The organism is uncultured Planktomarina sp. (genome assembly GCA_943788425.1).
Lineage (GTDB): Bacteria > Pseudomonadota > Alphaproteobacteria > Rhodobacterales > Rhodobacteraceae > Planktomarina.
The window spans coordinates 84,182-103,819 of sequence record CALSQF010000001.1 but is presented as its reverse complement, the minus strand read 5'-3'; the positions used below and the strand labels follow the sequence as shown (position 1 = coordinate 103,819).

The 19,638-nt window shown below is 50.4% G+C and carries 22 protein-coding genes; 5 read left to right on the top strand and 17 right to left on the bottom strand.

Annotated elements, in window-relative coordinates:
* Positions 1-341: 341 nt before the first annotated feature.
* Positions 342-1,337, top strand: a complete 996-nt coding sequence (locus ABLW18_RS00555) for a substrate-binding domain-containing protein (RefSeq protein WP_347822956.1) — start codon at positions 342-344, stop codon at positions 1,335-1,337.
* 7 nt (positions 1,338-1,344) lie between these two features.
* Here the strand turns inward: ABLW18_RS00555 and ABLW18_RS00550 are convergent, their stop codons facing one another.
* The 3 genes from ABLW18_RS00550 to ABLW18_RS00540 form a co-directional block, all read right to left on the bottom strand.
* A complete protein-coding gene (locus ABLW18_RS00550) occupies positions 1,345-1,578 on the bottom strand; it encodes a hypothetical protein (protein ID WP_347822955.1) in 234 nt (77 codons plus the stop codon).
* On the bottom strand, positions 1,520-1,849 hold the full coding sequence (locus tag ABLW18_RS00545) for an aldo/keto reductase (RefSeq protein WP_347823236.1): 330 nt from the start codon (positions 1,847-1,849) through the stop codon (positions 1,520-1,522). The genes ABLW18_RS00550 and ABLW18_RS00545 overlap by 59 nt, the downstream gene beginning before the upstream one ends.
* A 340-nt stretch (positions 1,850-2,189) precedes the next feature.
* The gene (locus ABLW18_RS00540) at positions 2,190-3,386 is read right to left on the bottom strand and encodes a cytochrome c peroxidase (protein ID WP_347823235.1); all 1,197 of its coding nucleotides are present in this window, start codon (positions 3,384-3,386) and stop codon (positions 2,190-2,192) included.
* Between the two features lie 177 nt (positions 3,387-3,563).
* On the opposite strand from ABLW18_RS00540, the gene ABLW18_RS00535 reads away from it, so the two are divergent.
* Positions 3,564-3,995: a tetratricopeptide repeat protein gene (locus ABLW18_RS00535; RefSeq protein ID WP_347823234.1), complete on the top strand. Its 432-nt coding sequence runs from the start codon at positions 3,564-3,566 to the stop codon at positions 3,993-3,995.
* 86 nt (positions 3,996-4,081) lie between these two features.
* Here ABLW18_RS00535 and dctP read toward each other — a convergent pair whose 3' ends face one another.
* From dctP to ABLW18_RS00510, 5 genes are all read right to left on the bottom strand, one after another.
* Entirely contained in the window at positions 4,082-5,140 is a 1,059-nt protein-coding gene (dctP, locus tag ABLW18_RS00530) for a TRAP transporter substrate-binding protein DctP (RefSeq protein WP_347822954.1), read from the bottom strand.
* A 31-nt stretch (positions 5,141-5,171) separates the two neighbouring features.
* Positions 5,172-6,461 (bottom strand): TRAP transporter large permease, encoded by a 1,290-nt coding sequence (locus ABLW18_RS00525; protein WP_347823233.1) that lies wholly within the window; start codon positions 6,459-6,461, stop codon positions 5,172-5,174.
* Entirely contained in the window at positions 6,461-7,048 is a 588-nt protein-coding gene (locus tag ABLW18_RS00520) for a TRAP transporter small permease subunit (RefSeq protein ID WP_347822953.1), read from the bottom strand. Before ABLW18_RS00520 ends, ABLW18_RS00525 begins: the two co-directional genes overlap by 1 nt.
* 73 nt (positions 7,049-7,121) lie before the next feature.
* On the bottom strand, positions 7,122-8,006 hold the full coding sequence (locus tag ABLW18_RS00515) for an aldo/keto reductase (protein ID WP_347822952.1): 885 nt from the start codon (positions 8,004-8,006) through the stop codon (positions 7,122-7,124).
* 2 nt (positions 8,007-8,008) lie between these two features.
* On the bottom strand, positions 8,009-9,163 hold the full coding sequence (locus ABLW18_RS00510) for an LLM class flavin-dependent oxidoreductase (RefSeq protein ID WP_347822951.1): 1,155 nt from the start codon (positions 9,161-9,163) through the stop codon (positions 8,009-8,011).
* Positions 9,164-9,246: 83 nt separating this feature from the next.
* On the opposite strand from ABLW18_RS00510, the gene ABLW18_RS00505 reads away from it, so the two are divergent.
* Positions 9,247-9,960: a GntR family transcriptional regulator gene (locus ABLW18_RS00505; RefSeq protein WP_347822950.1), complete on the top strand. Its 714-nt coding sequence runs from the start codon at positions 9,247-9,249 to the stop codon at positions 9,958-9,960.
* 9 nt (positions 9,961-9,969) lie between these two features.
* The gene (locus tag ABLW18_RS00500) at positions 9,970-11,055 is read left to right on the top strand and encodes a Gfo/Idh/MocA family oxidoreductase (RefSeq protein WP_347822949.1); all 1,086 of its coding nucleotides are present in this window, start codon (positions 9,970-9,972) and stop codon (positions 11,053-11,055) included.
* On the opposite strand, the gene pgi is transcribed toward ABLW18_RS00500, so the two are convergent.
* The 3 genes from pgi to zwf are packed head-to-tail and all read right to left on the bottom strand — an operon-like array spanning position 11,052 to position 14,779.
* Positions 11,052-12,641 (bottom strand): glucose-6-phosphate isomerase, encoded by a 1,590-nt coding sequence (gene pgi / locus ABLW18_RS00495; RefSeq protein WP_347822948.1) that lies wholly within the window; start codon positions 12,639-12,641, stop codon positions 11,052-11,054. The genes ABLW18_RS00500 and pgi overlap by 4 nt on opposite strands.
* Before the next feature lie 9 nt (positions 12,642-12,650).
* Complete coding sequence (gene pgl, locus ABLW18_RS00490) at positions 12,651-13,328, bottom strand: 6-phosphogluconolactonase (protein ID WP_347822947.1); 678 nt, start codon at positions 13,326-13,328, stop codon at positions 12,651-12,653.
* A complete protein-coding gene (zwf, locus tag ABLW18_RS00485) occupies positions 13,328-14,779 on the bottom strand; it encodes a glucose-6-phosphate dehydrogenase (protein ID WP_347822946.1) in 1,452 nt (483 codons plus the stop codon). The genes pgl and zwf overlap by 1 nt, the downstream gene beginning before the upstream one ends.
* A gap of 180 nt (positions 14,780-14,959) precedes the next feature.
* On the opposite strand from zwf, the gene ABLW18_RS00480 reads away from it, so the two are divergent.
* Complete coding sequence (locus ABLW18_RS00480) at positions 14,960-15,892, top strand: radical SAM protein (protein ID WP_347822945.1); 933 nt, start codon at positions 14,960-14,962, stop codon at positions 15,890-15,892.
* Here the strand turns inward: ABLW18_RS00480 and ABLW18_RS00475 are convergent.
* The 6 genes from ABLW18_RS00475 to ABLW18_RS00450 all read right to left on the bottom strand — a co-directional run bounded on the left by ABLW18_RS00475 (position 15,889) and on the right by ABLW18_RS00450 (position 19,609).
* Positions 15,889-16,473, bottom strand: coding sequence for an HNH endonuclease (locus tag ABLW18_RS00475; RefSeq protein WP_347822944.1), 585 nt, complete (start codon positions 16,471-16,473; stop codon positions 15,889-15,891). The two genes, ABLW18_RS00480 and ABLW18_RS00475, sit on opposite strands and share 4 nt — an antisense overlap.
* A gap of 80 nt (positions 16,474-16,553) precedes the next feature.
* Positions 16,554-17,228, bottom strand: coding sequence for a dienelactone hydrolase family protein (locus ABLW18_RS00470; protein WP_347822943.1), 675 nt, complete (start codon positions 17,226-17,228; stop codon positions 16,554-16,556).
* The gene (locus ABLW18_RS00465) at positions 17,225-17,578 is read right to left on the bottom strand and encodes a DNA-3-methyladenine glycosylase 2 family protein (RefSeq protein WP_347822942.1); all 354 of its coding nucleotides are present in this window, start codon (positions 17,576-17,578) and stop codon (positions 17,225-17,227) included. Before ABLW18_RS00465 ends, ABLW18_RS00470 begins: the two co-directional genes overlap by 4 nt.
* A complete protein-coding gene (locus tag ABLW18_RS00460) occupies positions 17,542-17,847 on the bottom strand; it encodes a hypothetical protein (RefSeq protein ID WP_347822941.1) in 306 nt (101 codons plus the stop codon). The genes ABLW18_RS00465 and ABLW18_RS00460 overlap by 37 nt, the downstream gene beginning before the upstream one ends.
* Positions 17,835-18,569, bottom strand: a complete 735-nt coding sequence (locus ABLW18_RS00455; RefSeq protein WP_347822940.1) for a cobalt-precorrin-6A reductase — start codon at positions 18,567-18,569, stop codon at positions 17,835-17,837. Before ABLW18_RS00455 ends, ABLW18_RS00460 begins: the two co-directional genes overlap by 13 nt.
* Positions 18,566-19,609, bottom strand: a complete 1,044-nt coding sequence (locus ABLW18_RS00450; protein WP_347822939.1) for a cobalt-precorrin-5B (C(1))-methyltransferase — start codon at positions 19,607-19,609, stop codon at positions 18,566-18,568. The genes ABLW18_RS00455 and ABLW18_RS00450 overlap by 4 nt, the downstream gene beginning before the upstream one ends.
* Between the last annotated feature and the right edge of the window lie 29 nt (positions 19,610-19,638).

Here is a 19,638-nt window from a genome sequence, read left to right as displayed (position 1 = left end):
AAACGCCTCTCAAAGCGGCACCCTAAAAACCAGCATGGTTTCTCAAAACACAACATAGATTTCGAGTCAAAACGCAAGTAATTTTTTACGCCTTAAATTTATCAAAGCGCTTTGGATATTGTCTGGTTATTCTGCGATCTACGCGCTGTCAACTCACAAAAAAGCTCTTTAAAGAAAAAATATACCTTTATTATTTTCAAAAAATGAGACACAAATAGCAAAAATTGGCCAAAATTTCTATAAAATTGGATTTTTGCCTGGTCGCCAAGAAAGTTTTGTAAAATATTGGAAGCGCTTTGACTAATTTAACAAATCTGAAATCTCTGTCCCAAGAGCTTGGCATGTCTCAGACCACAGTGAGTCGCGCGATAAATGGCTTCCCAGAGGTCAGTGAAAAAACCCGCCAGGTGGTCCTGGAAGCAGCGGCAAAACACAATTACAAACCCAACACGCGCGCCCGTCGCCTGGCCACCGGGAAATCGATGACAATCGGGCATTTGGTCTCGGTTTCCAAAGAATATGAACTGGTCAATCCGATTTTTGCAGATTTCATCGCCGGCGCCAGTGCACGCTATGCGCAAAGCGGCTATGATTTGTTACTCTCACTGGTGCCCGATGAAGATGAATTTACCAGCTATAAGGAATTGGCCGCGCGGTCTACGGTGGATGGTGTGGTGGTGCACGCACCGCGCGTCGACGAACAACGCATTGCCCAGCTCAATAGCCTCAATCTGCCTTTTGTTGTGCATGGGCGCTCAAGCAATACACCGGAGAAATACAATTGGGTGGACGTCAACAATGAGCGATCCTTTTTTCGAGCGACGCAATTGTTGATCGAATTGGGCCATACCACCATTGGTTTGATCAACGGTATGGCGGGTGTGGATTTTGCCGTGCGCAGAACGCAGGGCTATCTGCGTGCGCTCAAAGAAAACAACATCGAACTCGCTAATGCCTACGTAACCCATAGCGAAATGACCGAGCCAAATGGCTATAAAAATGCCCTTGCGCTTCTAGACTTGCCCGACCCGCCGACGGCCATCGTCACCTCTTCGATCATTATGGCCCATGGTATAAAGCGCGCGCTCGATGAACGGGAGTTGAAACTCGGACGGGATGTCTCTGTGATAACCCATGATGATGACTTGTCTTATTTTCGCGACGCCGCTGCCGTGCCCGTCTACACCGCCACCCGCTCGTCCGTGCGCGAAGCCGGCCGCCTGAGCGCGGATCTTTTGCTCAAAACCATCGCCGACCCCAGCCGAGACCCTGAAGGTATATTGCTGGATGCTGATTTAATTCTCGGCTCCTCCACCAAACCACCGCGCCTGCGATAGCAAACCGCTATGGCACCTCGCAGCCATTAGCAGATTCAAAAACTTCGAACCACCGTTCGCGGTCAAACGTAATGGCACAAGCTGCATCCAATTTAGCGATGCACGAGAGATTGTTGGTGCCCAGCACAGGCATGATGCGCGCTGGATGCGCCAAGAGCCGAGCCACTGCAGCCGCGACCACATCACGAGCACCAATCATTTGAAACAAAATCAGAAGCTTGGGGTTCTCCCCCCGGAACAATGCGCAGCCAGCCAGCGGGAACAAACCATGGGCGACACACCAAATTCCTGCAAAAAACTAAATCGCCATTGGTAAATGCGCTATTCTCCACAACGCTTATTTCGATCTGATTGGTGGCTAGAGGCGTTTTCATTATCGATTGCAACAAGGTCCAGTTATCGCGTTTAAAGTTCGATACACCCACTGACGCCACTTTCCCAGTGGCCACCACAGAATCCAGAGCCGCTCCTGTCTCGTGAAGAGACATCATTGGATCTGGCCTGTCCACCAGTAAAAGGTCAATTTTTTAATTGCCCATGAGGCGTAATGAATGATCGATCAAAGCGGCAATAGGCGCCGCAGAGGTATCATAGTGCTTCACTCGTGTTCTGGCATATCGCCCAGCCCCGCGCATCCTGTGGCATTTCATAACAATTTCAATATGGTCACGCAGTGCCGCTAAGCAGACTGGCGCAAATTATTGAGCGCATAGATATAAGCCCTACCAGTAATTCGATGCGAGTTCTCATTCGTCTGGCAGCAGCTGTATAACGTTTACAAGGCTGGATCTTAATCTAAACATAAACTATTCTTATAGATTAAAATGCGCCTAAAATCGGTTATCACAAACATTAATCAATCGACAATCCGCTTGGGACCTTATCAGGAATGCCGAGCCTGCCCAATTCAGCGGTTTTACCTGTCAAGCTTTCCAAAAATAGAATAATATCAGATACATCATCATCACTTAAATGGATTTTATTAATATCAATTAGTTGCTTTTGACGATTAATCTCTCTTTGATCAGATTGCACCACGAAATCAATGTCCTCAAGCCAAGGAGCTGGCGGCAGATTAGCCATATCACGTGTCCATTTAGCACTCATTCCAATTGGATCCAAATGGTGACGCACAATTCCTTCCAGCGAGGGATATGCTCCGTTATGGCCATACGGAGCTGTTAGTGTTACATTTCGCAGGCTTGGGGTTTTAAATCTATAAGCGTCTTCAGATTTATCACTTTCGCCCATGCGGCCAGTATCGCGCGCTATTGGATCGAAAAGCCTGGTGCGGCCTGGTCCAAAAGCAGGTAAGGACAGTGCATAGAAATTTTGGTCAGTAAACAACGGCCCACTATGACAACTTGAACACTCACCACGACCAAAAAATATTTTTCTGCCACGTTCTGCGCCATCGCTTAAATTGATACCATTGACGACCAATTCATCATAAGGGCTGTCAAAACTCTGCCACTCAAAATTTATGAAATCACCCAAGGCGTTGGCTATGTCAACAATACTTACCTGCTCGGGTGAATCAATATTGGAGAATGCTTTGACAAACATTTTGCCATATTCAGGTATTATCCTAACGCGCTTTGCTAAAATTGGCCACGCCGCATCAATTCGATCGTGAACAGCGCCAGCTATCTCATTTTCCTTCGGGTTTCCCGCCATCTCAAATTGAGCAACGAGAGGAAATAAAGCCTGAGCTGCGATGATAGTATCTAAACCGTCTGGGAGCCATTCTTGCGCGGGCGAGTTAAATCTATTTTCATAAATATCACTAATTTCAAGACGACCATCATGGAAAACGACTTTTATTGATTCATGACCAAGATTCCATAGGGAACTTGAGTTCCTTGGTATTCGTTTTAAAATTTTACTATCGCCAATACCAGCGGACCTTTTTGGTCCTAGACCTACGCCACCTTCACCAATACCCAAACTCAATCCATCTCCTCCACCATGTTTGGGATGGTGGCAGGTACTGCAGCTTATATTGCGGTTTCCAGATAAAATTTTATCATAGAACAATAGTTGTCCTATCTTTACTCTTGCAATTTGCGTGGGAAGAAAGTGCTCTTGAGAAAGACTATATTTTTCCGCATAACTTGGATTTGAAGCAAGTAGATATAGGGTAAGACATTGAAGTATTTTTGGCCACAATTTTTGCGTAGGGCAATTATCACCCAGATTTTTATATTTGTTAGTTTTATTGGATCTATGGCGCAGGCAGAGCTTGAGGAAGCCCGTGATTTGATGGAGGCTGGCAAATTTATGGAGGCTCGTGCGGCTCTTTGGCCTGCTGCTCGTTCTGGAAACGCCGAAGCGGAAGAGCTCATTGGCATAATGTATGCGATGGGGCTTGGTGTTGAACAAGACTACGAACGCGCTTTTGAATGGTATTTGCGAGCAGCAATGAAAGGACATCCAGGAGCACAATCGGGAGTGGCATGGTATTATGAAGTCGGACTCGGAATGCCCTCGATAGATCTGACGAGAGCTTACATGTGGTATGTTTTGTCCGCAATTGGCAATGACCCTGATGCGATGATAAGTCAGGAGGAGGTCGTTAAAAAAATGTCCAGCGATCAGATAGCTAAAGCACATCTTTTAATCGATGATTATAGAGTTTGGCTTTATCCATTTAAATAGGCTCCTTACCATTCAACATTAAGTTTTTATAGACGACTTTAATAGTTGTGTCGCGCGAACAAACTCGCGCGACACTTTCAGAAATGTTAGTTTATATCGCTCGCTCTACCAGAATTTAGTTCTGCTTCGGCTGCAGCTACTGCGGATGTTAGAGCGTCAAAAACCTCTTCTCCGCCATCAACATTAGCCTTAAACCAATCGTACACTGGCGCCGCGGCACTCTTGAACGCAGCTTTTTCTTCTGGTGTTGGAACATAGAGGTCGCCACCACCTGCAACAAAATCAGCATATGCTTGAATCGATTTACGCTTGGGTGAGGCAAAAGTTGCTTGCTGAAGTTGAGCAAAACCATCGACCACTATTGTGCGCATGTCATTTGGTAGTGACATAAACTTGTCGTTGGACATCCACCAAAGTGCACCCATGTACGCGTGACCGTCTAAAGTTACATATTGCAGACCAGCATCAGGAAATTTCATGCCCATGATGTCAGTAATGCCATTTTTAGATCCTTCAACAACTCCTGTTTGAAAGGACGTGAAAAGTTCCGGCCAAGGGATGGGCGTTGGAGAAGCACCAAGTGCCCGCACTAATTCTTGTGGCAAATCCGCGACAACAGTACGGATCTTAAGGCCGTCCATATCACTCGGGCTTTGCACACGACGTTTAGTATTGGCGAAGTTACGCCATCCACCCGTGTTACCGATTGTCATCAAGCGAATTTTGTCTCCAGAGTTTTCAAGAGCCATTTTGCGGACTGTGCGCGTGAATTCGCCCGATAAAACATGTTCTGCGACACGATCATCCGCCATTAAGTATGGTAAATCGAGTACTTGAACATATGGAAAAATCCCTGCCGCGCCACCCGACGTGGAAATGTACACATCTATAGAGCCATCGGCTACACCTTGAAGACATTCAGCACCTTTTGAGCAAAGCTGCGTGCCAATAAATAATTCAACTTCTATAGCCCCGTTTGACGCGCTCTCGACATAATTTTTAAAAACGATAAGGCCGTCATAATCCTCGTCGTTTTCATTTGAATTTGCTGTAGCACGAATTGTGAAATCTGCAGCCTGAGCTGAGATTGCACCTGTTGCAAGTATTGCAGCAACAGTAAGTGACTTAATTGTACCTTTTAGCATGTTGTCCTCCCTAGTTTTTTGTTGTTAAGGTCTAGTTTAAAAACCCCGTCAAACGGGGGATGGTCATCGAGATGGCGGGAACATATGTGATTAGAAAGATCACTAATATTTCAACCAACAAGAATGGGATAATTGCTCTAGCGATAGCCTCAACACGCTCACCTGACACTGATGATGCCACGAAAAGGACTAACCCCATAGGCGGCGTTGCTAGGCCTACTGTGAGATTAACACTCATAATTATTGCAAAATGGATGGGATCTACGCCAAGGCTAACAAATATAGGGCCAAGTATTGGGCCCAAAATGATAATAGCAGGACCGGCGTCAAGAAACATTCCGACTATAAAAAGTAAAATGTTAATTAAAAACAGCAATACTAGAGGATTATTGGACAAAGAAACAATGTAGACAGCCAGAATTTCCGGCGCATGGCTAAGGCTAACAACAGTCTTAAAAGCCATTGCTGCTCCGACTAACAACAAAACTACCGACGACGTCATCGCAGCCTTCGTTAGTACATTTTGGAGGTCTTTTATACGCAAGGTCTTAAGCACAAATAGGCCAATAAATGTTGCATATCCAACTGCAACCGCCGCGGCTTCCGTGGGAGTAAACACGCCGCCAAGAATTCCACCTAAAATTATAATAGGCGTTAAAAGCGGAAAAAACGCTTTCAGGCTAGCTTTCCCTCTTTCATTCCAACTGTACTTATTGCTGGCCACTGGAAAATCATATCGGTCAGCCATAAATTTTACAGTAATCATCAATCCTAAACCGACTAAAATACCGGGTACAATTCCAGCCAAAAACAATGCAGCCACGCTTTCTCCCATGACATATGCGTATATTATCATTATTCCAGATGGTGGTATAATTGGTCCAATGACGGAGCTAGCAGCAGTAATGGCAGCAGCAAAACGACGCGAGTAACCTTGCTTTTCCATCGCAGGTATTAACATTGAACCTAATGCCGAAGTGTCGGCCACAGCTGAGCCTGACAAACCTGCAAACAACATAGAAGATAGAATGTTGACGTGTGCCAATCCGCCTCGCAAATGGCCAAGCATAGCTTGCGAAAATTCAACTAATCTTCCAGTAATACCACCCCGGTTCATCAGCTCTCCGGCAAGCATAAAAAAAGGTATTGCCATTAAAGGGAAGCTATCAATACCGTTATACACATTTCTGTATAATAGACCAATGTCTCGTTCTTGGCCGTTCAACCACAACAATAATCCCGGTGCTGCAAGCAAGCCAAAAAACACAGGTAACCCTACGATTAAAAACACTAAAAAGAGGGGGAGAAACCACAGTAAAATTAGTCTATCCTTTCAATTTCTAGGTTCGGAATAGGCCTAAGGAAGATATTTTTATCTATTATTAATAAAAGTTGGCGTAAAATCATCTCAATATTAACAAATATCATTAAAGTCACTCCTGTAAACAAAGACAGGTACATATAAAAAAGGCTCATTTTTATCGTTTTCAAGCCAATTAAATACAACGGTATTTTTAATGAGGCACTCGAAAACATCGATCCAGAACCGACGTGTTTCCAGCCTAATTGAAAAGCTACTAAAAGCACAATTAAGGAAATTAATGATAATAATAAAGCAATTGCTGAAACTAAATGGCTTGAAAAGTATCGATGAAGTGTATCAATTGCCACAAAGCCGCTTTGGCGCAGCGCAATTGGTGCCATCAGGCTGGTTAACCATAGCATAAGAAAACGTGCTGCTTCATCAGGCCATGGCAATGCATTGTTTAAAATGTAACGACAAAATACCTGAAGCAAAATAACAAAAACCATCATCGCCAAGGCGATTACAGATATAAAACGTCCAATACGACCCGCTAAGTCATTAAAAAATTGAAATGGCTGCAGCAATAAAAAAAACAAAGTCATGATGCTAATACAAACTTTATGAGAGCATTTCGAACTCTTAATATGTTTCGCAGTAATTTGCTTTTTAGGGTCATTACGCCACCTCTTGCCCAATGGCGCAGGTATAGATCTCGAACCAAGTTTCTCTGTTAATGCTTATATTTAGGGCAGAACCAAGTTTTTTGATACGGTTTAGATTATTGGTTCCAAGCACTGGCACTATCTTGGACGGATGCGCCAAGAGCCATGCCACAGCTGCAGCTGCAGCGTCACCCTGCCCCAAATCGGACAGCAATGCCAAAAGTCGAGAATTTTCTCCAGAAAACAAAGCACCACCTGTGAGTGGAGACCAAGCCATTGCCGGTAAATTACGTTCTTGCAAAAAGGCTAAATCACCATTTGTAAAAGCACTATTTTCAAGCACGCTGATTTCAATTTGATTGGTGACCAAAGGGCTCTGCATTGCAGATTGCAGCAAAGACCAATCATGCGATTTGAAATTTGAAACCCCAACACTGCGCACTTTACCTGATTTCACTGCCATATCCAAGGCAGCACCTGTCTCCCAGTGGTCCATCAGTGGGTCTGGACGATGAACCAATAAAAGATCAATGTAATCTATACCCATCAAACGCAGGGAGTGGTCGACAGAAGCCGCTATATGAGCCGCCGAAGTGTCGTAATGTTTGATACGTGTACTGGCATATCGCCCAGCCCCAACCAAAATATCGCATTTCGTAACAATTTCAATCTGGTCACGCAGCTGCGGCGCGGCGCGCAGAGCATTCCCCAATACCTCTTCCGCCTCATAACCACCATAAATATCGGCTTGATCCATCGTCGTGATACCCTGGATCAAACAGGCTTCAATTTTTGCCTGAACATGAGAAGGGCTGGTATTTTGGTCATCAGCAAGCCGCCACATTCCATAGACCAAGCGGCTCAGCGTGACGTTATCGCTCAAAGAAATACGTTCCATTATTACCGGGGTCCAATTCCAAGAGGTGTTGAAGGGGAGTCTGCAGGAACTCGACCATATTCATGTGGCAGAGAACAAGTTTTTAATTCAGGCAAAACCAACTTGCCAACATAGTCACATTCTTCCAAATGCGGATAGCCTGAAAAGATAAATGATCGCATGCCCATTTTTTGATAGGCTTCGAGCTCGGACAATATTTGATCGGCAGATCCCACAAGTGCGGCGCCGCAGCCCGAGCGCGCCCGCCCTACCCCGGTCCACAAATGCGGTTCGATAAACCCATCCATATCAGCCAAATCTCGATTCCGCGCTTGCCGCGACACCCCATAAGATCCACTATCTAAGGCCCGGCTGCGGATGACGCTGCCGGTTTCATCGTCGAGTTTCGAGACCAATTCCTGTGCAAACTCACGCGCTTCTTGCTCCGAATCGCGCACGATCATGTGAACGCGCAGCCCGTAATCCAACGTTCGCCCATAAGTCTTTGCCCGCGCATCGACCGCCTGCATCCTTTGGCTCAAATCTTCGCGAGACTCGGGCCACATCAGATAGACATCACAATGTTCGGCGCAAAGTTCGACCGCATCGGGAGAGTAACCGCCAAAGTAAAGCAGCGGGCCGCCGTTTTGTTGATAGGGCCGCGCCGGTTCTGTGCTGACCCCTTGGAAATTATAAATTTCACCCTCAAAATTTATCTCATCTGCCGTCCAGGCTTGCTTTAGTATCTGTACCACTTCCCGCGATCTTTGATAACGATAGGGGCTCGGTTCCTTTTGGCCCGGGAAATCCGACGAAATCACATTCAAGGTCAAACGCCCTTTGAGCATGTGATCCAAAGTTGCAACGGTTCGCGCCAACATAATGGGCTGCATCTCTCCACAGCGAATAGCCGCTAGCATATTTATGTTCTCGGTGATCGGTGCGCATCCAGCCACGAAAGACAAAGTATCCTGCCCAACCTGATAAGAGGATGGGCACAGAATATTGCGAAAGCCATTGGTCTCTGACTGCTGAACAATTTTGCTACAATGGGCCCATGAGGAGCGCAATGTGCCATCAGGCACGCCCAGATATCGGTAGTCATCAGAACACAGGGCCGAAAACCAAGAGACTTCGGCCGCCTTCAGATCAGCGGATGTTATAGGAACGACGGTCATTGTGATCTCAAAAAGAAGACTTGCATTTCACGTTTAAATCTCACATCAAGACGTAAATCAATAGTGTATCAATCTTCACCCCCATGGCCAGTCCACACCCCTCACCCGGCGCATTGCCAACCTATGTGCAGATCAGCGAAGCTATCGCGCGGCGCATCACCGCGGGGCAATGGCTTGATGGAGAACGCTTGCCGCCGGAACGCACTATGGCGGCAGAATTTGGCGTGGCGGTTGGCACGCTGCGTAAAGCCTTGAACCGTCTGCAAGATCAAAATCTTTTGCGCCGTGTCCAAGGATCAGGAAATTACATTAATATCGCTCCACAAACCGCGAATATTTATTCATTTTTTAGGTTGGAATCTCTGAGTGGGGCCGGCCTTCCCACCGCGCATATTTTGTCGGTTGACCGGCTTCCAAAACCAATAGATGCTCCCTATTTTGGGGCAAACCCAGCAGCTTTTCGGTTTCGCCGCCTGCGGTTTTTGGATCACCAGCCCGCGGCTCTAGAAGAGATCTGGCTTGATGGTTCAGTGGCCGATCATATCGCGCCCGAAGAAATTTCAGAATCGCTCTATCACACCTATCAAACCCGTTTTGGACTTTGGATCGTCCGGGCCGAAGATCGCGTGTCTTTTGCCCCAACACCAACCTGGGGTGTAGATCAATTTGGTCTGCGTCCAGGAGAAACGGCCGGTTATGTCGAAAGAATCGCATGGGCCAACACAGGCGCCGCCCTCGAGTTTTCAAGAAATTGGTACGATCCTTCCGTTTCACGCTATGTCGCTCGTATCAAGTAAGGACAGATAATGGAACTACGCTATGGATTAATTGGCTGCGGCATGATGGGCCAGGAGCATATTCGCAACATTGAGCTGTTAGACGACACGCAGATTACGGTCGTGTTTGAACCGGACTCTCAAATGCGCGCACGCGCGGCGAAGGCCTTGCCAAACGCCACAATGGTTGAAAGTTTGGGCGCACTCTTAACTTTCGAAGCCCTTGATTGCCTGGTCATCGTCAGCCCCAATCACTGCCATATGCAGCAGCTGCAACAGATTGCAGCCCAGCGTGCTTTGCCAATCTTATGCGAAAAACCCCTCTTCACCGATCCCACTGATTTGGCGCAAGCCACTGCCTTGGCGCAAACCTATCCCGCCCCAGTTTGGGTTGCGATGGAGTATCGCTATATGCCGCCTGTTGCGGCGCTGATTGATCAAGCCGAAGACGTCACGGGCGGGATCAAAATGCTCACCATTCGCGAGCATCGCTTTCCGTTTCTGCCAAAAGTTGGCGATTGGAATCGATTCAATCAAAATTCTGGTGGCACATTGGTCGAAAAATGTTGCCATTTCTTTGATCTCATGCGGCTGATTTTGAAATCCGACCCAATACGGGTGATGGCCAGCGCTGGCCAGGAAGTGAATCACCTCGATGAGGTCTATGAGGGGCGACGTTCAGACATCTGGGATTCTGGTTATGTGATCATGGATTTTGCGAGCGGGGCCCGCGCCATGCTAGAGTTGAGCATGTTCGCAGAAGGTTCAGAATATCAGGAGGAAATTCACGCCGTTGGTCCTAAAGGGAAGATTGCCTGCAATGTGCCTGGTCCGGCGCGGTTTTGGCCAGCACACATGGCATCCCCGCCCGTCCCTCATGTTGTAATCAGCCCGCGCTGCCCGATGGGCCCACGCCGGATCGACACCCCCGTGCCCAAAACGCTGCTTGCAGCGGGTGATCACAATGGTTCAACCTTTTATCAACATCAAAGGTTTCAAAAGGTTGTCTTGCAAGGCGCGGTGCCAGAGGTCAGCCTGACCGATGGAATTTGGGCCGTGCGAATGGGGCAAGCGGCCCAGCTTTCGGCGCTGGAGAACCGGGTTGTGGAGCTTTAAGCGCGCAGCTGTGCCACAAGGTTCAATGTTGAGGGGTCATTTTCTCCCCCGGCATGGCTGCCTTTGAGCACCAGTTCCAAAGCAGTGGCCAATTCCTTGCCCAACTCAACACCCCATTGATCGAAAGAATTAATCCCAAGGATCACCCCTTCGACAAAGACCCGGTGTTCATAGAGTGCAATCAGCTGTCCAAGACAAAAGGGCGTGAGTTTGGGATAGACCAATGTCGTGGACGGGCGGTTGCCTTTAAATACCCGATGCCGGGCTTGGCGCTCCAATTCCGCGCCTTCAAACCCTTTGCCTTCTGCAATCTTCAACGCTGTGGGCAGGTCCCGCCCGAGCATCAATGCCTGTGATTGCGCCAAGCAATTGGCCTGAAGCAATTGGTGTTGATGAGATAATTTTGACTCATGGCCCTCGGTGGCCACCATAAATTCGCACGGAATGATATGCTGGCCTTGGTGGATCAATTGATAAAAGGCATGCTGCCCATTTGTGCCCGGCTCTCCCCAAACAATTGGCCCAGAGGGATCCGTGAGGTCTTGGCCGTCGATCCCCACGCCCTTGCCATTAGACTCCATTTCAAGCTGCTGTAGATACGCAGGAAAGCGAGAAAGGCGCTGTTCATAGGGCAACACAGCGCGCGTGGCATATCCAGCTACCTGGGCATGCCACACTCCCACCAAGGCCAACATGATGGGCAAATTGTCTTGCGCCGCCGTAGTTTGGAAATGCGCATCCATTGCCTCAGCACCACTTAAAAACGCTCGGAAATGCTCTGCCCCAATGGCAATGGCCAGACTCAGGCCAATCGGGCCCCAAACCGAATAACGTCCACCGACCCAATCTTCAAAACCAAAGATACGATGTGCGGCAATCCCAAAGGCAGAAGTCTTATCCTCTGCGGTACTCAGGGCCACAAATTGATCGGCCGGCCGCTCCACCGCCTCAGCCATCCAGCGCAAGGCTGTCTGAGCATTGGTGAGAGTTTCGATCGTGGTAAAAGTTTTGGATGCCACAATCACCAAAGTGGTGCGAGGATTCAAACTCTCCAAAACATCCGTCACATGAGCGCCATCCACATTGCTGATAAAATGGCACCGAGGGATTCCTGCGTAGGGTTTGAGTGCCAAACAGGCCATAGCAGGACCCAAATCGGAGCCGCCAATGCCGATATTCACCACATCCGTATAGGCACCACCCTGCCCTTTCACTTCTCCAGATCGTACGGCCTCGGCAAATTCCAGCATGCGCGCGCGCGTGGTCAGAACCTGCTCCATCACATCGCAGCCCTCCACCATGAGCGGACCAGATGTGCGGCGCAAAGCGGTGTGCAAAACCGCGCGATCTTCGGTGATATTAATTTTTTCGCCTGAAAACATCGCAGCGCGTTTACGCAGTAAATCGACCTTGTCGACGAGTGCCAAAAGCATATCTCGAGTTTCATCATCAATATTGGTTTTGGAGTAGTCGAAAAACAAACCATCGGCCTGCACCGAAAATTCAGCGGCTCTTTGGTCATCAAATAAGCTGATAATCTGACGGCCGCTCACGGCTGTATATTTGTCTTTTAAGTCTGCGAACATCTTTTCGTCCTAAACCGGGCTCCAATGCACAGTTGCATTGGGTAAAAATTGTGCAATTGGTGCCTCAATAGGCGACAGGGTTTCCGCCTGCGCAAGAGCTGCTTTTTTCTCATCTCCCAAGATCAAAACATGGATCTGACGCGCCATCTCAAGCACCCGGGCACTCAAGGTCACGCGCGGCTCGAGATCAGATCCTACCGGCACCATAGGCATGACCGCATCGGCCAGCTCATTTTGCGCGAAAGACAACTCTGGAGCTCCGGGAAAGAGCGAGGCTGTATGCATATCCGCCCCCATTCCCAGAACCACCACTTCTATCGGCAAATTCGGCGCCACCTGCTTTGAAAGTGTCCGCGCACCCAAGACGTGATCTAAGCCCTCCGCATAGAGCGGGATATATTGCGCTGCTCTTGCGGCATTGACCAATAGCCGATTTTTTATCAATCCCGTATTTGATCTCGCACTGTCTGATGGCACCCAACGTTCATCTGTCAACATGACTGTCACATTGGCCCAATCTAACTCCGCTTGACTGAGCAGATCAAACAGCGGCCCCGGCGTGCTGCCGCCAGGAACAGCCAAACAGGCCCGTCCGCGCAGCGCAATCGCAGCGGACAGCTGTGATGTGATTTGAACCGAAAGGCTTTGCATCATTTCGGATGCAGATTCATACGATGTCAGCTGCATCACTTCACCTCGCGCCAACGTCGACCGTCCCGATGGATGAGAGACATTGCGTCTTCAGGTCCAGCTGAGCCGACGTCATAAAGCTTGGGCACATCATTGCGCGTCTCCCAGGCTTCGATGATTGGATCAGTCCATTTCCAGGCCGCCTCCACCTCATCGCCGCGCATAAACAGCGTTTGGTCACCCCGTATCACATCCATGATCAACCGTTCATAAGCATCTGGCGTGTCTTCTGAATGATCGCCAAGAGCATCCGCAAAAGTCATATCCAGGGGCACGTGGACCAAACGCATGCCGCCTGGACCAGGCTCTTTTATGGTGACATCCAGCGTCATTCCTTCATTAGGTTGAAGCTGAATGGCCAGCACGTTTTGTTTTTTATCTGCCGATTTCTCAAAAATCGAATGAGGCAACTTTTTGAATATAATTGCGATTTCAGAGGTGCGCGCCTTGAGCTTCTTTCCAGTTCGAAGATAAAACGGAACCCCAGCCCAACGCCAATTCTCGATATGGGCCTTTATGGCAACATAGCTTTCCGTAAAGCTGCGCGGGTTTTCCGCATCGGTGCGGTAGCTGGTGGTTAAGGTGGTGGCATCATATTGACCGCGCACAACGTGATGTGCGGCCACAGGTGCCAAGCTTCGGATCACTTTGAGCTTTTCGTCGCGCACCGCATCAGGATCGAAATGAGACGGCGGCTCCATCGCGATTAAGCACAGCAGCTGCATCAAATGGTTTTGCACCATATCGCGCATCGCACCCGATTTGTCATAATAGGCACCGCGCCCACCGACGCCGACAGTCTCGGCCACAGTGATCTGAATATGGTCAACATACTGCGCGTTCCACAAGGGTTCAAACAAGAGATTGCCAAAGCGGACGGCCATGAGATTTTGTACCGTTTCTTTGCCTAAATAATGGTCAATTCGGTAAATTTGGCTTTCATCAAATTGCTGCGACAAAACGCTGTTGAGAGCTTTGGCACTTTGCAAGTCGCGGCCAAAGGGCTTCTCAACGACAATGCGCGCTTCTGGCGTGGCAATCTTCCATGAGTTCAAACTCGCCGCTATGTCGCCAAACAGGCTGGGAGCGACGGAGAAATAATAGGCATTCACCAGGTCTTCTCGGATCAATTTTGACAATTCATCCCAACCACCGTCTCCGCGAATATCGACCGCTACGTAGTGCAACTGTGCAATGAAGGCGTCAAGATACTCAAGACTCTCAGCGGAGGGCGCACCGAATTCATTGATGGCACTGCGGATCAAGTCTTGATAGCCATGCTGGCCGATATCCCCGCGCGCCGCGCCTATGATGCGCGCATCAGCCGGCATTTGACCGGCGCAAAACCTGCGAAACAACCCGGGCAGTATTTTTCGGCGGGCCAAATCACCCGTGCCACCAAAAATGACAAGATCAAAAGGATCAACGGGAATTACTCTGGAGACCATGGACAAATCCTCTGAAATGTTTGCGCTAACGGTGCATTACAACGGCGCGCGACCCCTGTCCACCTTATAGGGCACGATCAATTCTCTGTCAGCATGTTTCATCAATGCTTTTTTTCTGTGTCACGCCGTATTATAGGGGTCACAGGCGGTGCCGCATATGATCTCAAGGAGCGCAAACCTATGTCCCATCTCGAAGAATTCTCCGACCCGAATGTGACCGCAAAAGGTGAGGCGCGAGCGCGGGTGGCCCTGACCCACCCTGAGACCTTGTGGTTTAACACTGGTACTCTTTGCAATATTGAATGCGTCAATTGTTATATCGAAAGCAGCCCCACCAATGATGCGTTGGTCTATATCACTGCCGATGAGGTGAGAGATTATCTGCAACAATTGATCAGCCAAAACTGGCCCGTGCGCGAGATCGCTTTCACTGGTGGTGAACCCTTCATGAATCCGGAAATGATTGATATCGCGGAATGCAGCCTCGCGGCCGGCTACGAGGTCCTTATCTTAACCAATGCTATGCTACCGATGATGCGCAAACAGGTTAAACAGGGGCTTATACATCTCAATACCGCCTACCCCGGTAAGCTGACGCTGCGGATCTCGCTCGATCACTTTGATCGCGCCAACCATGACACGGAGCGCGGCAAGGGCGCCTATGACAAAACACTCCAGGGCATGAACTGGCTGCGCGATGTCGGCATCCGCATGCATGTCGCTGGGCGCACCGTCTGGGGCGATAGCGAAGCTGCCAGCCGCGCGGGCTACGGCGCAGTTTTCCAGCAAAACGGATATGATATTGACGCTTTTAACCCTGGGGCCACCGTATTGTTTCCTGAGCTGGACGAACGTGCCAAAGTGCCAGAGATCACCACAGCCTGCTGGGGAATTTTGAACAAAGATCCCGACAGTTTAATGTGCGCCTCTTCGCGTATGGTGGTCAAACGCAAGGGCGCAGCGCGCCCCGCAGTTTTGGCCTGCACACTTTTGGCCTATGCGCCGGAATTTGAATTGGGCACCACCCTGCAAGAGGCCGAACAAGACGTCGCGCTCAACCACCCGCATTGTGCAAAATTTTGTGTGCTCGGTGGTGCCAGCTGCTCCGCCTAGGCCTCAAGCTCGGCATCCCAATACAGAAAATCAACCCAGCTTTCATGCAGATGACCCGGTGGGAACTTTCGCCCGAGATTGCGCAGCTCTTCAGCCTGTGGTTTTCGGATCGGTTTGCGCAGATTGAGGCCCGATTGCTTCAGACTGCGGGATCCTTTTCTTAAGTTACACTTCGAGCAGGCCGCGACCACATTTTCCCAACTGGTGCGCCCCCCGCGTGTACGCGGCACCACATGATCAAAGGTCAAATCCCCGCGCGCGCCGCAATATTGGCAAGAAAACTCATCGCGCAGAAATAAATTAAAACGTGTAAAGGCCACTGTGCTTTGCGGTTTGACATAATCGCGCAGCACAACGACCGACGGAATACGAATTTCGGTGGTGGGTGAGCGCACAATATCGTCATATTCAGCCACAATTTGCACCCGATCAAGCCAAGCGGCTTTGACGGCATCTTGCCAGCTCCAAAGCGACAGCGGGTAATAGGACAAAGGGCGATAATCCGCGTTCAGCACTAAAGCTGGCCGCTGCGCCGGCGTGGCTGCTTCTTTGACAAATTGCGTTCTAAAGTCTCCAGTCATAGATGGCGTCCCACTCTCTGTATAGAAGCACTATATCTTGGGAAATTGACCAGACAACCCCTGTATCTGGTATATCCCTATCATTCCATGCCAAGCTGTTTGCGCATAAAGGCCAAAGCCACCTGCAGCCCATCCGGACCGATGCCATGGCCCGTGCCTTTCATAATATGGGCATAAACCTCTTTGAAACCCGCAGCCTCCAAAGATTCGGCTGCATGGGGCAATGCGTCGATTGGCACAACCTCATCATCATCGCCATGCACCAAAAGGATCGGCATCTTGGATTGCACGTCATCTTGCAATGCCTCCGACTGCAGCAATCGGCCCGAAAAGGCCACAACCCCAGCCACCGGATCCTCGCGGCGCGGCGCCACATGGAGCGCCATCATCGTGCCTTGCGAAAACCCAAAAATGATCACTTGTTCTGGGAGGAGATCATAGTCCACCATAACCCCATCCAGATAGGCATTTAAATCCTCTGACGCCGCGCGCAGGCCATTGGCGGAATCCTCTTCTGAAGATCCATCAATCCAAGGGATCGGAAACCATTGCAGACCCATCGGCGCCATAACCGTTGTCTCTGGAGCATCGGGCGCAAGAAACAATGTGCCCGGCATATGGTCAGCCAAAACCTCCGCCAGACCGACCAGATCGGCACCATTCGCCCCATAGCCATGTAAAAAAATAACTGCCGAGGTGACATCGCCGTCTTGATCCTGCGGCAAGTGACTCATTGATTTCAAAACCCGTGTCATCCTATCCCCTCCCGTGATTTGTGATGTTTGTAATAGGCCCATAGCAGGCGCGCTGCAACGGCTCTAAACGGCGCCCAATTTTCAGCCAAGGTGCGCATTTCAGTCTCGCTAGGGCGCGCGGGCAAATGAAACACCTGTCTTGCCGCCTCTTGCAGGGCCAAATCCCCATGTGGGAAGACATCCGCCCGACCCAGGGCTTGCAATGCATAAACCTCCGCGGTCCAACGCCCAATACCTGTAATGGCGGTCAGACGCGACACGACCTCCGCGTCGGGAAAAACCGCTAAGCGCTCATAATCAAGCCCGCTCAGAGCTAGCGCCTTCGCATAGCGAATTTTGGGGCGAGACAAGCCCAAGCCGCCAACTGCACCTTACTGGCCTGCCCCAATGCGGTCTCACAGCTTAGGCCAGCCGCCTGAATGCGTTCCCAAATCGCCACCGCAGAGGCCACCGAGACTTGTTGACCTACGATGGCTTGAAGCAAGCTGGCAAAACCGGGTGGTTTGCGCCGCAAGGGAATGGGGCTGCATGTTTCATGAATTGCTTGGAATTCAGGGATGTCGAGCTGGGCCACCGCGCGATCAATGTCCTCCAGGCTGGAAATCGTTACAATGCCCATTGCGTCAACCAAGCCTGAGCCATTGATCGCTCTGCCAGATATGGACTGGCCGTGCAGGGTGGGCGTTCAATCATCAACACTTTCAATCGCAAAGCCCGCGCCGCATCCAATTTCGTGCGACTGGCAGCACCGCCGGAATTCTTGACCACAAGCACATCGACATTCAGCCGGCGAAATAAGGCTTCTTCATCTGCAACGGAAAATGGTGGTCGTCCGATTAAATAGTCGCCATTGGGCCAGGGAAAGGCGCCCTGAGGCGGATCAATTTGCCGGCAAATCAACTGCGCATGGGCAAGATTGGCGAACTTTGGCAGGGTTTGCCGTCCCGTGGCAAGAAACACCACTGCACCCGGCGAAATATGCGGCGCAGCCTCTGTTTCATCGCGCAAAGAGATCCACTGATCGCCCGGTCCAGGCTGCCATGCCGGCCGTTCAAACCGCACATAGGGCAGACCAATCTCGCTGGTGATGTCATAGCTGCGCTGGGTGATGTGACGGGCGAAGGGATGGGTGGCATCCAAAACCGCGCGAATCTCGTGACGCCGCAAAAAAGTACGAAAGTCTTCACCGCCACCAAACCCACCATGATACGTGGGCACGGCCAATGGTTTCGGCCGACGCGTTGCCCCGGCCAAGCTGGCACAGGCGGCAATCGAGTGATCTGCGCAAAATTGCGCCAATTGCCGGGCATCGCCCGTCCCTGCCAGTATTAACACCGTCATGACTGCGCCAATATCCGACCTGAGCGATCGATAACCACGCAATCCACTTTTATATCGGCACCCTGTAAAATGAGTTGGCAATTGGCCAAGGCAGAGATCGCCACCCATTGGGCCATATCTGGACCGGCCAGTTCATAGGCCTCAAGTGCCGTATTCGCCTTTGCAAGCTCTGGTTGCTCAAGTGCCTGCGCCAGGGCTGTGAAATCCACCTGAGATCGGGCGGAATGTAAATCGCGTGCGCCTTGCGCCAATTTCGTCATTTTGCCAATGCCGCCGCCAATGGTCAGCCGCACAACCGGGTGGCGCCGCAAATACTTCATCAACCCGCCGGCAAAATCTCCCATATCAAGCATCGAAGTGTCGGGCAAGCCATGCAGTGCCTGCACGGCGCGCTCAGAGGTTGCCCCCGTGCAGCCGGCCACATGCGGCGCTCCGCAAGCCCGAGCGACATCAATGCCGCGGTGAATGGAGGCGATCCAGGCGGCGCAAGAAAATGGCCGCACGATCCCCGTTGTGCCCAGCACCGACAGACCATCAACAATGCCCAATCTGGGGTTCCAGGTTTTCAAGGCCAGAGCCTTGCCCCCGGGGATACGAATGGTGATGTCGACATTGGGCGGCTGCCCGAAGCGGAGCGCCAAATCCTCAACCTGAGCCTGCATCATTTGTCGCGGCACGGGATTGATCGCAGGCTCTCCTACCGCAATCGGGAGCCCTGCCTTAGTGATCGTGCCGACCCCATCGCCGGCATGAAAGTTCACACCGCCCGAGGAGCGCGCAACGCGCCCAATTATTAAGGCGCCGTGGGTGACGTCCGGATCGTCACCGGCATCCTTGGTAATGCCAATTTCCACCCACTCCGCCGTCACCTCGCGATGCGCGATTTTGAAAACCGGTGTCTCGCCTTTTGGCAGGGTAATCTGCACCTCGTCCAATTGCTCGCCGCCCCATAGCGCGCATAGCCCAGCACGCACGGCAGCGGTGGCACAAGCGCCAGTCGTCCAACCGCGACGCAAAGGGGGGGATTCACGGGTCTCCATTGCGCCACTATAGCAGGGCAATTCATGCC

Bases quoted from the DNA above. Each gene is read 5' to 3' on its own strand.
- ABLW18_RS00535 (WP_347823234.1), top strand. From the start codon at position 3,564: ATGGCGCAGGCAGAGCTTGAGGAAGCCCGTGATTTGATGGAGGCTGGC.
- ABLW18_RS00520 (WP_347822953.1), bottom strand. From the start codon at position 7,048: ATGACTTTGTTTTTTTTATTGCTGCAGCCATTTCAATTTTTTAATGAC.
- ABLW18_RS00475 (WP_347822944.1), bottom strand. From the start codon at position 16,473: ATGACTGGAGACTTTAGAACGCAATTTGTCAAAGAAGCAGCCACGCCG.
- zwf (WP_347822946.1), bottom strand. From the start codon at position 14,779: ATGGTCTCCAGAGTAATTCCCGTTGATCCTTTTGATCTTGTCATTTTT.
- ABLW18_RS00460 (WP_347822941.1), bottom strand. From the start codon at position 17,847: ATGGGCATTGTAACGATTTCCAGCCTGGAGGACATTGATCGCGCGGTG.
- ABLW18_RS00470 (WP_347822943.1), bottom strand. From the start codon at position 17,228: ATGACACGGGTTTTGAAATCAATGAGTCACTTGCCGCAGGATCAAGAC.
- ABLW18_RS00480 (WP_347822945.1), top strand. From the start codon at position 14,960: ATGTCCCATCTCGAAGAATTCTCCGACCCGAATGTGACCGCAAAAGGT.
- ABLW18_RS00510 (WP_347822951.1), bottom strand. From the start codon at position 9,163: ATGACCGTCGTTCCTATAACATCCGCTGATCTGAAGGCGGCCGAAGTC.
- ABLW18_RS00455 (WP_347822940.1), bottom strand. From the start codon at position 18,569: ATGACGGTGTTAATACTGGCAGGGACGGGCGATGCCCGGCAATTGGCG.
- dctP (WP_347822954.1), bottom strand. From the start codon at position 5,140: ATGCTAAAAGGTACAATTAAGTCACTTACTGTTGCTGCAATACTTGCA.
- pgl (WP_347822947.1), bottom strand. From the start codon at position 13,328: ATGCAGCTGACATCGTATGAATCTGCATCCGAAATGATGCAAAGCCTT.
- ABLW18_RS00450 (WP_347822939.1), bottom strand. From the start codon at position 19,609: ATGGAGACCCGTGAATCCCCCCCTTTGCGTCGCGGTTGGACGACTGGC.
- ABLW18_RS00500 (WP_347822949.1), top strand. From the start codon at position 9,970: ATGGAACTACGCTATGGATTAATTGGCTGCGGCATGATGGGCCAGGAG.
- ABLW18_RS00555 (WP_347822956.1), top strand. From the start codon at position 342: ATGTCTCAGACCACAGTGAGTCGCGCGATAAATGGCTTCCCAGAGGTC.
- pgi (WP_347822948.1), bottom strand. From the start codon at position 12,641: ATGTTCGCAGACTTAAAAGACAAATATACAGCCGTGAGCGGCCGTCAG.
- ABLW18_RS00505 (WP_347822950.1), top strand. From the start codon at position 9,247: ATGGCCAGTCCACACCCCTCACCCGGCGCATTGCCAACCTATGTGCAG.
- ABLW18_RS00515 (WP_347822952.1), bottom strand. From the start codon at position 8,006: ATGGAACGTATTTCTTTGAGCGATAACGTCACGCTGAGCCGCTTGGTC.